Annotated in this window: 11 protein-coding genes; 8 read left to right on the plus strand and 3 right to left on the minus strand. The window is 66.8% G+C overall.

From position 1 onward, the window contains the following. The first annotated feature begins 118 nt into the window (after positions 1-118). The 5 genes from NN2_RS07435 to polX all read left to right on the plus strand — a co-directional run bounded on the left by NN2_RS07435 (position 119) and on the right by polX (position 6,117). Positions 119-766: a DUF2267 domain-containing protein gene (locus tag NN2_RS07435; protein WP_063011612.1), complete on the plus strand. Its 648-nt coding sequence runs from the start codon at positions 119-121 to the stop codon at positions 764-766. 166 nt (positions 767-932) lie between these two features. After that, complete coding sequence (locus NN2_RS07440; RefSeq protein WP_063011614.1) at positions 933-2,261, plus strand: phosphoribosyltransferase family protein; 1,329 nt, start codon at positions 933-935, stop codon at positions 2,259-2,261. A gap of 45 nt (positions 2,262-2,306) precedes the next feature. Continuing rightward, positions 2,307-3,239: a ribose-phosphate diphosphokinase gene (locus NN2_RS07445; protein WP_174554953.1), complete on the plus strand. Its 933-nt coding sequence runs from the start codon at positions 2,307-2,309 to the stop codon at positions 3,237-3,239. A gap of 256 nt (positions 3,240-3,495) precedes the next feature. Then, positions 3,496-4,293 carry a ribosome hibernation promotion factor gene (locus NN2_RS07450; RefSeq protein WP_063011616.1) on the plus strand — a complete coding sequence of 266 codons (798 nt, stop codon included), beginning with the start codon at positions 3,496-3,498 and terminating at the stop codon, positions 4,291-4,293. Positions 4,294-4,362: 69 nt separating this feature from the next. Beyond that, positions 4,363-6,117 carry a DNA polymerase/3'-5' exonuclease PolX gene (polX, locus tag NN2_RS07455; protein ID WP_064922974.1) on the plus strand — a complete coding sequence of 585 codons (1,755 nt, stop codon included), beginning with the start codon at positions 4,363-4,365 and terminating at the stop codon, positions 6,115-6,117. A 51-nt stretch (positions 6,118-6,168) separates the two neighbouring features. Here polX and ftsH read toward each other — a convergent pair whose 3' ends face one another. Both ftsH and NN2_RS07465 read right to left on the minus strand, forming a co-directional pair. Then, complete coding sequence (gene ftsH / locus NN2_RS07460; RefSeq protein WP_082856796.1) at positions 6,169-8,187, minus strand: ATP-dependent zinc metalloprotease FtsH; 2,019 nt, start codon at positions 8,185-8,187, stop codon at positions 6,169-6,171. A gap of 39 nt (positions 8,188-8,226) precedes the next feature. Beyond that, entirely contained in the window at positions 8,227-8,502 is a 276-nt protein-coding gene (locus NN2_RS07465; protein WP_063910706.1) for a DUF1918 domain-containing protein, read from the minus strand. Between the two features lie 209 nt (positions 8,503-8,711). Here NN2_RS07465 and NN2_RS07470 point away from each other — a divergent pair, with 209 nt between their 5' ends. After that, the gene (locus tag NN2_RS07470) at positions 8,712-9,131 is read left to right on the plus strand and encodes a CBS domain-containing protein (protein ID WP_063011779.1); all 420 of its coding nucleotides are present in this window, start codon (positions 8,712-8,714) and stop codon (positions 9,129-9,131) included. A gap of 890 nt (positions 9,132-10,021) precedes the next feature. Then, positions 10,022-10,561 (plus strand): hypothetical protein, encoded by a 540-nt coding sequence (locus NN2_RS07475; protein WP_063011620.1) that lies wholly within the window; start codon positions 10,022-10,024, stop codon positions 10,559-10,561. Between the two features lie 284 nt (positions 10,562-10,845). Here NN2_RS07475 and NN2_RS07480 read toward each other — a convergent pair whose 3' ends face one another. Next, a complete protein-coding gene (locus tag NN2_RS07480; RefSeq protein WP_063011622.1) occupies positions 10,846-11,772 on the minus strand; it encodes an esterase/lipase family protein in 927 nt (308 codons plus the stop codon). Positions 11,773-11,901: 129 nt separating this feature from the next. Between NN2_RS07480 and NN2_RS07485 the strand changes: the two genes are divergently transcribed. Then, entirely contained in the window at positions 11,902-12,444 is a 543-nt protein-coding gene (locus tag NN2_RS07485) for a TetR/AcrR family transcriptional regulator (protein ID WP_030518910.1), read from the plus strand. Positions 12,445-12,840 lie beyond the last annotated feature (396 nt).

A 12,840-nucleotide genomic window follows, 5' to 3' on the forward strand; every position in this document is an offset into this window, starting at 1 on the left:
CGCGCGGGCCATCGCTACCCGGCCGGCATGAACCGGTGGCGGATATACCGCATCGTCGCCTGCTGTGAAGTGACATCGGACCCTTGTTGCGCGCCGCCTGCGGTCCGACGCTGGATGCATGTCATTGCAGCACGATCCCCTGGCACCGGCAGTTCATACCGCCCACGAATGGCTCCATGCGGTCGCCGACCGGATCGGCACCGAGGACCGCGCCTTCACCTACCGTGTGGTGTGCGCCTGGCTGCACACTGTGCGCGATCGCCTCGATGTCGCGGCATCGGCCCGTCTGACCGCGCAATTGCCCGAAATTTTGCGCGGCGTCTACTACGAGGACTGGGTGCCCGGCCATGTACCGGTCCGGCACGGCACCGACGAATTCCTCGCCCAGTTCGCTCATGAAGCCAGGGTCCCCCGCGACCAGGTGCCCGGCCTGGTGGGCGCGGTGACCGAGGTGATGCTGCAACGCTGCTCCTCCGGCCAGTTCGACGGCTTGTTCGCGGTGCTCCCGGCACCGATGAGAGAGCTGTTGCGCGGTTACCCCGAAGGTGCTGCGCGGCACACCGCGAGGCCGGCGGGGCCCGGCGACGGCAGCCGGATGGATGCCCTCGAACACCGCCTGCAACTGCTCGGTGATGCGGTAGCGGTACTCGCCCGCGGCCTCGAGGAGCTACCGACCACCGGCCAGGAGCATCGATCGGCCGCAGCCCAGCAGGCTCACCGCCTCCTCATGCGCGAGCATTTGACCACCCCCTCCACCGGACACTGATCGGCTCCGGCGAACCACGGCCACCACGGGAAGGGAACCGAAGCAGCTGCCGCCCGCTACGGCCGAGGCCGCGAAACAGGCCGCGTCGGTCCACTGCTGAACGGGTGGGCACAGGGCAGGTCGCTGACGACGTGTACACCGTTCCGGATCTCGAGGAGGTGATCTCATGTTGTTCATCGATCGTGGCGACGCCGGTCGACGGCTGGCAGTGCCATTGCAGTCCTTGGACGGTGAGGACATGGTGGTGCTCGGGATCCCCCGCGGCGGCGTTCCGGTGGCATTCGAGGTCGCCACAGCGCTCGGGGCACCGCTGGATGTGATTCCGGTATGCAGGCTCGGCGTGCCACACCAACCCGAACTCGCTTTCGGGGCCATCGGCGAGGATGTCCGCGTCATCAACGAGTTCATCGTCGAGCAAGCGCAACTCACCGTGGACGAGATGGCCGAGGTCGAGCATCGCGAGCGGGCGGAAATCACCCGCCGGGCCGCTCGATTCCGGCACGGGCATCCACCGACCCCCGTGGCCGGGCGCACCGCCGTGATCGTCGATGACGGGATGGTCACCGGAGCCAGCGCCCGCGCCGCCTGCCGGATCGCCCGCGCCCACGGCGCAACGAGGGTGGTGCTCGCCGTACCGGTCGCCGCCCGCGAGGCGGTGAACACCCTGAAACGCGAGGCCGACGAGGTGATCTGCCTCGAAACCCCGGCATGGTCGCACACCGTGGGCCAGTGGTACCGCAGCTTCCCGCGGCCCTCCGACGACGACATTGCCGAACTGCTGGACCGCGCGGCCACAGGTGCCCCCGAACCGCCGCACGCCGAGCCCGGACCGCCCCCGCTGCGCGACGACGACGTGCACGTGATCACCGGAAACATCGAACTGCGCGGGCATCTCACCATCCCCGCCGACCCGATCGGCCTGATCGTATTCGCGCACCCCAGCGGAAGTAGCCGCCACAGCCCCCGCAACCGCTACCTCGCCGGAGTACTCCAGCAGGCGGGACTCGGCACCCTGCTGTTCGATCTGCTCACCCCGGACGAGGAGATTCACCGAGCCCGGGTTTTCGATATCGACCTGCTCGCGGACCGACTGGTGGACGTCACCGACTGGCTCACCCACCAACCACACAGCGAGGGCCTGAGGATCGCGTACTTCGGAACCGACACCGGGGCGGCGGCAGCGCTGCGGGCGACCACCGACCCCCGGGTCGACATCGCCACCGTGGTATCCCGGAGCGGCCGGCCCGACCTGGCTCGCGACGCCATGACGCGGGTGCGGACACCTACCCTGCTCATCGCCGGTGGCGATGATCCGCTCACCTTGAAGTCGAACCAGCGGGCGCAAGCGACGATGTCGTGCGCGAGCACAGTCACGGTGGTGCCCGGCGCCGACCATCTGTTCACGCAACCGGATGCACTGGAGAGCGTCGCCGACCTCGCCCGGGGCTGGTTCGTGGCCCACCTGCGGATGAGCCGGCCATCCGAACATATCTGAGAACGATGCAGGACAGACCGCGACCGGGAAGGACACGACGCGATCATGACCACGCTGCGCATCATCACGGGCAGTGCGAATCCGGAGTTGGCCGGTGCACTCGCGAACCTGCTGGGCGTGGGCCCGCCCGATACCGTGCTGGAACGGTTTCCCGACGGCGAACTGCTCCCGACCGTCGAGCACGTCGGCGGCAGCGACGTGTACCTGGTGCAACCGACCCCGCCGCCGGTCAACGACCACCTCGCGGAATTGCTGCTACTGCTCGACGCCTGCCGCCGTGCCCGCGCGGCGCGGGTGACGGCAGTCGTGCCCTACCTCGGCTACGCCCGCCAGGACCGACGCATCCGTGCCGGGCAAGCCGTCGGAGTCGCGGTGTTCACCCGGGCCATCGCCGCCGCGGGTGCGGACCGCCTGGTGGTCGTGGATCCGCATACTTCGGCCCTGGAGGCGATCTGCCCTGTTCCGGTCGAGATACTCACCGCCGTGCCCGTCCTGGGCCGCGAGATCGCCCTGTCGGACCGTGTGGTCGTCGCGCCCGACGAGGGCGCGGTGAAACTGGCCGAGCGCTATGCCCAAGTGTCGCCGAACCCTCTTGCTGTGGTGCGCAAACGCCGCCTGAGCGGCACCGAGGTCACCGCACTCGAGCTGATCGGCGACGTGCGGGGCCGGTTGCCGGTGATCGTCGACGACATGATCTCCACCGGCGCCACGATCAGCACCGCGCTCGGGCTGCTACGCAGTCGCCACGCCGCACCCGACGTCACCGTCGCGGCCACGCACGGCGTGTTCACCCACGGCGCGGTGGGCCACCTGCGTCGATTCGGCCTGAAACGCATACTCCTCACCGACACCGTCGCCCACCGCGACCTCCCACCCGAATTCGAGGTGTGCTCGATCGCGCCGCTACTCGCCGACGCCGTCGCAGCCCTGCACAACGACGAACCTCTTCCCACATCGGCACGCGCAACCGCGAGGTAGTCCACCCGCCACGGGAGACTTCGGTCCCGCACCAGGGGCGGGCTGCCGCAGGCCTTCCCCGCATACCTCACCGGTCAGGACTTCGGTGGGCAGGACCGAGGAACTTCGCCCCTGGCCGGACACCAGCTCCGCACGATGTGCTGGAAGTGCGAGCCGAGCCGAAGGAGTTCCGACAAGTCCTCGGTCGGTCTCGTCGAGCACTGATCGCCACCGCCCATCCGATACGGACTTCATGAGACAAAGGCAGGTTGCCGACATGAGAGGTCCACGAGCAACGAGCACCGATTCCCTGCTGCAGGTTTCGAGCGGCCACCACGTTTCGGCCGGCGCGGCCGACTACGCGCGCGAAAAGATCGGCCACGCACTCACTTTCGCTCCCGAGCCGATCTTGTCCGCACGCGTTCGCCTGAGCGAGCGCGCGGATCCCGCGGCCACGAAACCGAGCATCGCCCAGGCCAACGTGAATGTGAACGGACACGGAATACGAGTTCAGGTCACCGCCGACACCGTCCGGGAAGCGATCGACCTGCTCGAGGCCCGGTTGAAGGAGCGATTCGAACGCCTGGCCCGGCATTGGGAAGGCATTCGCGGCCGGCAACCGAAGCCGGACCCGCACGAATGGCGGCACGACGCCCCACCCCGCACCCCTCTTCCCTACTTCCCGCGCCCGGCCGAAGAACGCGAGGTGGTGCGGCACAAGTCGTATGCGCTGGCCGACGAGACGTGTGACGAAGCCGCCTTCGATATGGAGATGACGGACTACGACTTCCACCTGTTCACCGAGTCCGGCAGCGGCGTCGACAGCGTGCTCTACCGCAGCGGCGACGGCTACCGACTCGCTCAGGTGGACCCGCGGCCCGACAGCGTCACACGCGGCAGCGTACCGATCACGCTCAGCCCGGCACCCCCGCCGGTGACGACGACCACCGGCGCCATCGAACGCCTCGAGCTCACCGGGTGGCCGTTCGTGTTCTTCACCGACCAGGACCGTCACCGCGGCTGCATCCTCTACCACCGCTACGACGGTCACTATGGACTACTCACCGCCGAATGAACACAGATGGCGCAGCCCGGCCGGCGGAACAGGCACGTCGATGACCCGGGTTCGCGGCAGGAGGCTGTCATGCGGTCGAACGATGTTGCCGCACAACAATTGCGGGAGATTGCGGATCTGATCGCGATCTCCGGCGGCGATCGGTACCGGGTGCGGTCCTACGAGAAAGCAGCCCGCGCGGTGGCCGGTTGTCCCGTCGAACTCGATACGCTGGACCGCAAGGGCCTGCTGGCCATCGCCGATGTCGGTGCCCACACCGCCGACCGGTTGCTGGAGTTGCGCCGTACCGGCCACATCGCCGATCTCGACGAATTGCACGCTCAGCTGCCCGCGGGCCTGCGCGCTCTGCTCGGTGTTCCCGGGCTCGGACCCAAACGGGCACACCAGGTGTACCAGGAACTGGGCATATCGTCGATGCCCGAGCTGGTGACCGCCCTGCATGCCGGCGATTTGGCCCGGCTGAAGGGATGGGGTGAGATCAGTGAGCGCAATCTCGCGCGTGCTATCCGGAGCATGCGCGAAACCGGGCAGCGCACCCCGATAGCGGTCGCGCTCGACCTTGCCGAGGACCTCCTCGCCCGGCTGTCGGCCATGCCGGGGGTGTGCCGCGCCGCCTACGCAGGGTCGCTGCGTCGCATGCGCGACACCGTGGGTGACGTCGATCTGCTGGCGGCGGCCGACGCGGCCGACGCGCCTGAGGTCATGAACCGGTTCTGCGGCCTGCCGTTGACCGATCGGGTGCTAGCGCACGGTCCGACGAAGTCGTCGGTGGTGACCACCGCGGGTATTCAGGTGGATCTACGGGTGGTTCCCGACGACACGTGGGGGGCCGCGCTGCTGTATTTCACCGGGTCCAAGGCCCATAACATCCGCATTCGCGAACGCGCCGTGCACGCCGGATACAAACTCAGCGAGTACGGGCTGTTCCGGGTCGACGACGATCGGCTGGTGGCCGCCGGTACCGAGGAGGAGATCTATGCCGCCCTCGGACTGCCGTGGATTCCACCCACCCTTCGCGAGGACCGCGGAGAGGTGGAGGCCGCGGCCGCGGGCGGGCTGCCCGAACTGGTGCGGGTCTGCGATATCGTCGGCGATCTGCACGTCCACACCGACCTCACCGATGGCCTGGCCTCGGCCGCCGACATGGTCGCCGCGGCCGCGGCGCGCGGCTATCAATACTGTGCCATCACCGATCACGCCCCTGCGCTCGCGATGCAGCGCATGACCCGCGCCAAGGCCCTGGCTCAACGCGCCGAATTACGCACGCTCGCACAACATTCCGGCATCGCCGTGCTCCACGGTTCGGAGTTGAACATCGCCGCCGACGGCAGTCTCGACTGGGACGATGAGTTCCTGTCCGGATTCGACGTGCTCGTCGCCTCGCTGCACTCTCATTTCGACCAGCCGCCCGACGTGCTCACCCGCCGGCTGATCACCGCGATGGAAAATCCGTACGTCAAGATCATCGGTCATCCCACTACTCGCATCCTCGGCCGCCGGCCACCGGTCGAGTTCGATGCCGATGCGGTATTCGCCGCAGCCGCCCGTACCGGAACGGCATTGGAGATCAACGCGTTTCCCGACCGGCTCGACCTCGACGACGAACTGGCCCGCCGGGCTCGCCGGTACGGGGTGGTGTTCGCCATCGACACCGACGCCCACGCCGTCCGCCATTTCGACCACATTCGCTTCGGGGTGGCCACCGCCCAGCGCGGCTGGGTGGAGCGCGACGAAGTGATCAACACCTGGCCCCTGGATCGGCTGCGTCGCTTCCTCAGGATCGCCCGCGGGCAGCGCTCGACGGCAGGGGCGAATGGCATCTGAAATCCGACCTCGGTCACCTGACCCGAGCCGACCGTCGGCGCCATGGACTGCTCACCGCGTCGTCCGCGAGCCGCCGAGGCCGGGGATGGTGCGGCCATCTCTCGGGAGCTCCGGCTCTGCGACGGCCGGACGGACGCCAGGATGTGGCGCAACCGTGGCGGCGGGAACGGGTTCGCAGCGGTCGGTCGGGACAGCGATTCCCAACAGGTCGTAAACCTTTGCGCCGTCGACGGTTTCGTGTTCCAACAGCAGGTCGACCAGACGTTGAAGGACGTCGCGGTGGGACTCGAGCAGGTCGATGGCGCGATGCTCCGCCTCACGCAGCAAGCGTGCGACGTCGGTGTCCACCATCGCCTGCGTGGCTTCGGCAAACGGCCGGCTCGACATCTGTGTTCCGCTGCCGCCGAGAAAGACCGATCCGCCCCGGGGGTATCCGACCGGGCCCAGGACCGGGGACAGCCCGAACTCGCGCACCATCTTTGTAGCGAGTTCCGTTGCCTGGGCCAGATCGTTCGCGGCTCCGGTGGATCCTTGACCGAAAACGGTCAATTCGGCGGCTCGGCCGCCCAGCCGTACGGCGAGGGTGTCGAGAAGGTAGTCCTCGCTGTAGAGATGGCGTTCGACCAGCGGTAGCTGTTCGGTCGTGCCGAGTGTCTGCCCGGCCGGGAGGATCGTCACCTTCGCGATGGGGTCCGCGTGTGGGCACAGCGCGGCAATCAGGGCATGGCCTGCCTCATGGACTGCCACGGCGTGCTTCTCGCTGGGCAGCAACACATTCGATCCCTCGCGGCGGCCGAGCAGAATCCGGTCGCGGGCGGTGTCGAAGTCGAGGGCTCGGATCGTATATCGATCGTCGCGGACTGCGCAGATCGCGGCCTCGTTGGCCAGGTTGGCCAGATCGGCGCCGGAGAACCCCGGGGTGCTGCGCGCCACGCGCTGCAAATCGACGTCGGATTCGAGGTGTTTACCGCGGCAGTGAACTCCCAGAATCGCTGCCCGTTCTTGCAGCGTCGGCAACGGGATCGTCACCTGCCGATCGAAGCGGCCCGGTCGCAGCAGCGCCGGATCGAGAATTTCGGGTCTGTTGGTCGCCGCCAGAACGACGATGCCGACCGCAGGATCGAACCCGTCCATCTCCGCCAACAGCTGATTGAGGGTTTGTTCGCGTTCGTCGTTGGCTACCGCCGTCGCAGACCCCCGCCGCGACCCGATCGCGTCGATCTCGTCGACGAACACGATCGCTGGGGCTCGTTTGCGAGCCTCGGCGAAAAGATCTCGCACTCGGGCCGCGCCGACGCCCACGAACATCTCGACGAAACTCGAACCGACCACCGAGAGAAAGGGGACATCGGCTTCACCGGCCACCGCGCGCGCCAAGAGGGTCTTGCCGGTACCGGGCGGGCCGATCATCAGGACTCCCCGCGGCGCTACCGCTCCGGCGCGCCGATATCGCTGTGGCGCCTTCAGGAAATCGACTACCTCGGCGATCTCTGTTTTGGCGCCGGTATAGCCCGCGACATCGGCAAATGTGGTTCCCGGCCGCTCGGTATCGAACACCTTGGCTTTCGACTTCCCGACGCCCATCGTGGTGCCGAGTTGACTCGAGGCCCGGCTTCCGGCCCGCCGAAGCCACCAGAACAGCAGCAGGAAGGGGGCGATCATCAGCACCCACGTCAACACTTGCGATGCCCCGGAGCGGGTGGCGGCCGGAGGTGATGCGCTCACCGAAACCCCCGCCTTCTCGAGGCGGTCCAGCAGCTGCGGCCCGGCCTGAGCGGGAATGACGGTGGTGTAGTCGTGGCCGTCGCCCAGCGTGCCCGAGGCCCGTCCGGACGACTGGAGCGTGACAGTCTTGATCTGATGTGCATCGATATCCGAGACGAACTCGCTGTAGCCGAGCTGACGCGGAGACGGCTTCGATTTCTCCAGTCCGGGCAGCCATATCGACGCCACCAGCACGGCGACGAGCGCACCGACCGGGACGAGCCACCACAGCCACGCTTTGCCCGCCGGCGGCGGCACCAGCGCCGGCGGGGTCCCCGCCGGCGGACCGCTCGCGCGTCTACTCATGAGGCCTCCTGGCCATGCGTGCCTCTGTGCGCGCTGCCATCAATGTCGCGGTCCGGCGCCGTGTGCGCCCGGCACGTGCTGCATGGACGAATAGCGTTCCGCCGCAACAGTTTCCTGCTTGCGCAGTTGCTCAACGGTCAGAACGTAGGCATCTGTACTGGGGAAGAACAGCGCTCGGTGGCCGGTATCGGTCCAGTGCACGAGGTACGGAGGCGCTCCCTCACTCCCGTGCACCTCCTCGATCAACCCGTGGCGTACCGCGCCACCTACCTCATGCCCCTCCACGACCAGCCAATCTCCGGGCTTCGCATACATCTGCTCGCACCTCCTCACCGACGATCATGGTCATTCGGAGGGTCTGCCAACAGGGTCGTTGGGCCCACACCGCCCACCACACCCGAGACCGACCCGTCCGGCCGCCGGGCACCTGCCGCGTGGGGGAGGCCGGGGACCTTCGCCCCTTCCGGTCGCGTACCGGCGGGGCGATGGTGAGAAGGATCGAAATGGCCGAACAGGAGGACGAGATGACAACTGCGAGACAGATCATGCACTCGGGTGCCACCTGGATGTCACGTGCGAACACGGTCGAGGAGGCGGCCCGCACGATGCGGGAACTCGACGTGGGAGTGTTGCCGATCAGCGATGAGCACGAGCGGCTGTGCGGAATCGTCACCGACCGCGACATCGTCGTGAAATGCCTTGCCCTGGGCCATGACCCGGCGACGACGACATGCGCCGATCTCTGCGAAGGAACTCCCCGCTGGATCGACGCCGACGCCGACGCGCGCGACGTTCTCAAGGAGCTGGAAGAGCACCAGATCAAACGGCTGCCGGTCATCGAGAACAAACGGCTGGTCGGCATGATCAGCGAAGCTGACATCGCACGACACCTCCAGGACGAAGAAATCGCGGAGTACGTGGAGCGGGTGTACGCGCACGGCTGATCACGCCGCGACGGCAGAACAGCGCCGTTACCCGCGTCACCTTACTGTTGTCTGCCGACACCGATGCCTGGCGACGGTCGCTGGATCGTCGCCAGTAGCATGCCGCGATCAACCAAATCATCGGCGTAGATCACCGGGCCGACCAAGTGGCCTATGCCACCATGCTTTTCGCAGATAAGACACTCATTCCCCACCGCGCGACTGTATCGACCAACGCACCGTCATGCCGCATACCGTGCTGACCGAACCGGCGGCCAGCGCGACCCCTCTGGATGCATGTGAGCTGTCTTTTTGGGGTAGACCCCAATCTGACGCACCCGTCGGCGATCAATTCTTCCGGCTGACCGACTGCGCTGGGTGAGCGTCTCGAGGTGTGTCGGAAAGGGGGCCCGAGCAGTGGTCCCGGGCGACCGAGGTAACCGCCCTACCGGTCTGGCCCTCGACCGGTTTCGGTGCTGAAGTCCTGTTGCTGTGAGGCTTTCGGCCCTGTGCAATGATCGGCGGCCGCGAGGACATTTACCAGTGGAGGCCGCCTGGCATCGATAGCGTCCGTTGGGTTGGGTTGGGTTGGTGCAGGAACCAGGCGGTGGGGGTAAGCAGGCGCATTCGTCGAGACTGCGAGGTGGCGCGTTGACGGAATTGGTGCGTTTCCGTTGGCCGATGGATGCAGCGTGCTCGTTGAGGTGCCTGCACAACATTGCCAGCGCCGGGAGGATGAGTCGATGACCAGCGGTCCGTCTTTTGCCGCGCGATGCCCATATCCCGGGGCCGACCAGCATCGGAACCGGAGTCGAGGAGGCGATCACGCAGATCGTGACACACCGAGAACAGTTCGACCACGCGCACCGCGGCGGCGCATTCTCACTGTCGTCGCGAGCGCCCTGGCCTTGGTGGGCCTTGCCGCTCCGGCTGCCGCGCACACCCCGGTCCTGCTCGGCTCGGACGACACCGTCGACGCCCTCGACACGAGTCCACTCGCCCCTATCGGAACCGTCTCGTTCGCCTTCTACGGCCGAACCAGCGCGGTCGGCGACACACGCGCGGTCCGCATCCAACTCTCCAGAGGCGAGCCCTTCCATGCCCAGCTCCTCATTCCCGATCTGGCCCCCGAGAACGAGCTACCCGTCCCGCAATTGCCCCGACTGTCGATCCTCGGCCCCGACCGAGCCGTGACCACTCTCGATAACACCGCGCGCGCCCCCTTCTTCGAACCGTTCACCCAGACCTCGTACCTAACCCTCGCCGACACCGCCTCGGCCGCGCAGGCCGGCACCTACGCCCTCGTTGTCACCGGATCCGCGCCGGCCCGGTTCGTGATTGCCACCGGCGACACCGAACAATTCGGCGCACCACTGGTCAACGCGACCGCCGCCACCCTCTCCGACGTTCAAACCTGGTACCGCACACCTCCCACCTCCGGCACCGGCTGATCTCCACCGTCCGTAACGCGTTCCCCGGGGTGCGACCGATCCGGTCGCACCCCGGTCAGCAGAATGCGGTGTCGAAATCGGGTGTATCGGGTGGGTTCGAGACGTGCGCTGTCCCTCGGAACTCACTGCCCGGCATCTGCGTTGTGAAGCGTTCCGAACGGCCGCCGACCACGCCGCAATTCGGGTGCTGGACCCGGCTCCTGCATCAGTGCATGGAGGGGCTGCTGCACGGTCTCGGCGATCGCTGGCAGGGTGTCGCGGATAGTTCGGGCGTTTGGGTTTTGCTATCGGCAAGGGGGCCCTAGGAGAGGGAGGACGATCGTGCAGGTCGGTGGGGTGGCGTGGGCGGGGTCGAGTGCGTCGAGTACTTCGTGTATCGCTACTGGATCCGATGTCAGCTCGTTGTGTTCGGTGAAGTCGGTCGGGCAAAGATCTTGTAGTACAACGTTGTTCACGTTGGGGCCGTCGAGAAGGCCTGTGGTGTAGGGGGTGGCGATCTGGTCGTAGCGGGTGACGATCATGGTGAACGGGATCGCCGGTGTGGCACCGGGGTTCGGTTCGAGGTCTTGCAGGAACGGTGCCCCGGGTGACAGCTGACACGGCCCGCAGTGACGGGTGGCCGCCGCGCCGCTCCCGGTGGATTCCACCAGCGGCTGCACACCGGCGAGACCGCTGACCGTCGATCCGTGCAGGGGGGCGGCCAGTGCGACGTAACGGCCGATCTTCGACGCCCCGCCGAGTCGGCTCAGGTAGTAGTAGGCCACCGCCCCGCCTATCGAATGACTCACCAAGTCAACCTGTTTCGCCCCCGTGGCGGCCTCGACCCGATCTATGAAGTTGCCGATCTGTGTGGCGCTGTCCTGCACGGGAGCGGTGGCGCCGATCGGGCCCAGCCCCTCGGATCCGTAGGTGGTGGTGTACACGCAGTAGCCGGCGTCGGCCAACACTGGCGACAGTGTATTCCAGCTGATGGTGTCGTTCGACAATCCGTGGAGCAGCACAACGGGATTCGGATGTGCTGCGGTCCGCCGGCACGATCGATCGTTGGCCCCAGGAGGCGATTGCCCCGGTCCGGTCAACTCGGCCTGCACACCACCCAGATAGCTGTAGGAGGGGGCGGGATCGGGTACATGATCGTCGGCCACGGCTGGACCGGCTGTTGTCACGAGCACCGTAGCAGCCAGCGTGGCAACGGATATCACTCGTCGCATCGACGCACTCCTTCGTTTGTATAGCCGGTCAGCAGTCCTTCCGCCCCCGCCGCGGAAGGAATGACCGACCGGCCGGTCATAATGTAGCATCGGGATACGCTGGCGGCAGCCTGAGAGAGGAGAGCGGTCATGGCCCGACCCTCGGAGCCCGGTCGTAGGGCGCTGTTGGACGCCGGTTCTGTGGTGGCCGAGCGTGCGGGACTGCGGGGGCTATCGGTCAACGCTGTGGTTGCGGCGGCGGGAATGTCCAAAGGCAGCTTCTATCACCATTTTTCGGACCGACGTAGTTACATGATCGCCCTGCACCGCCGCTACCACGATGTTCTGGCCGAAGCGATCCTCGCCGAAATCGGCGATCTCGCCCCGGGTTTTTCCCGTCTTGCCGCTGGCGTCACTTCGTATCTGGATGCATGTTTGCGGACGCGCGGTACGAAAGCCTTTCTTGCTCAGTCGCGTACCGACACCGACTTGCTCGATGAGGTCCATGCGCGCAATCGAGCAGTGGCTGCAGTCATCGAGCCGGATCTACGGGCTATCGGGTGGGACGATCCTGCGGCCGTGGCGCACCTGGTCGTCGCGATGGTCGCCGAAATCGCTTTGGCCGAACTGTATGCCGATGAGCCGCAGCCGACTCTGCGTTCAGCGGTGATCGGCCTTATCAACAGGGAATAGGCGCAGCTCGCGCAACACGAACCGGCAACACCGCCGACTTCGTGCTGACCTCGGTCTCGAACGGTATGGCTCCGGGGGAGCCGTCGCCGCCCCTTCGGGCACGTCTGCACCGGCCAGTCTGTCACTGCGTCCGCTGCGGGTTTTCGCGTAGGCGACGAGTTTGGGTTCGGGGTTCCTCGGGTCGTGTGGTCATGCGGTGCGGGTCGAGCGCTACGCCGGCGAGTTCGAGATCGTGCGCAGGGCGAAGGAGTCGCACATCGCTTGACCGGCCTTTCGGAGGCTGCCTCATTCCCAGTGATTCCGCGACGTCCTGTCGACGTCCTGTAGGTCCGAGTGAATCGGCGACCCGACTGAATCCGATTGTTCCGGCCGTATCGAGAATCCCGTTGAACTGCG

It is taken from the genome of Nocardia nova NBRC 15556, assembly GCF_001613005.1.
GTDB lineage: Bacteria > Actinomycetota > Actinomycetes > Mycobacteriales > Mycobacteriaceae > Nocardia > Nocardia nova.

What these genes read in the sequence shown, in the direction of transcription:
- NN2_RS07470 (WP_063011779.1), top strand. Translation starts at nt 8,712, where the DNA reads ATGACAACTGCGAGACAGATCATGCACTCGGGTGCCACCTGGATGTCA.
- NN2_RS07445 (WP_174554953.1), top strand. Translation starts at nt 2,307, where the DNA reads ATGACCACGCTGCGCATCATCACGGGCAGTGCGAATCCGGAGTTGGCC.
- polX (WP_064922974.1), top strand. Translation starts at nt 4,363, where the DNA reads ATGCGGTCGAACGATGTTGCCGCACAACAATTGCGGGAGATTGCGGAT.
- NN2_RS07435 (WP_063011612.1), top strand. Translation starts at nt 119, where the DNA reads ATGTCATTGCAGCACGATCCCCTGGCACCGGCAGTTCATACCGCCCAC.
- NN2_RS07450 (WP_063011616.1), top strand. Translation starts at nt 3,496, where the DNA reads ATGAGAGGTCCACGAGCAACGAGCACCGATTCCCTGCTGCAGGTTTCG.
- NN2_RS07485 (WP_030518910.1), top strand. Translation starts at nt 11,902, where the DNA reads ATGGCCCGACCCTCGGAGCCCGGTCGTAGGGCGCTGTTGGACGCCGGT.
- NN2_RS07465 (WP_063910706.1), bottom strand. Translation starts at nt 8,502, where the DNA reads ATGTATGCGAAGCCCGGAGATTGGCTGGTCGTGGAGGGGCATGAGGTA.
- NN2_RS07440 (WP_063011614.1), top strand. Translation starts at nt 933, where the DNA reads ATGTTGTTCATCGATCGTGGCGACGCCGGTCGACGGCTGGCAGTGCCA.
- NN2_RS07480 (WP_063011622.1), bottom strand. Translation starts at nt 11,772, where the DNA reads ATGCGACGAGTGATATCCGTTGCCACGCTGGCTGCTACGGTGCTCGTG.
- ftsH (WP_082856796.1), bottom strand. Translation starts at nt 8,187, where the DNA reads ATGAGTAGACGCGCGAGCGGTCCGCCGGCGGGGACCCCGCCGGCGCTG.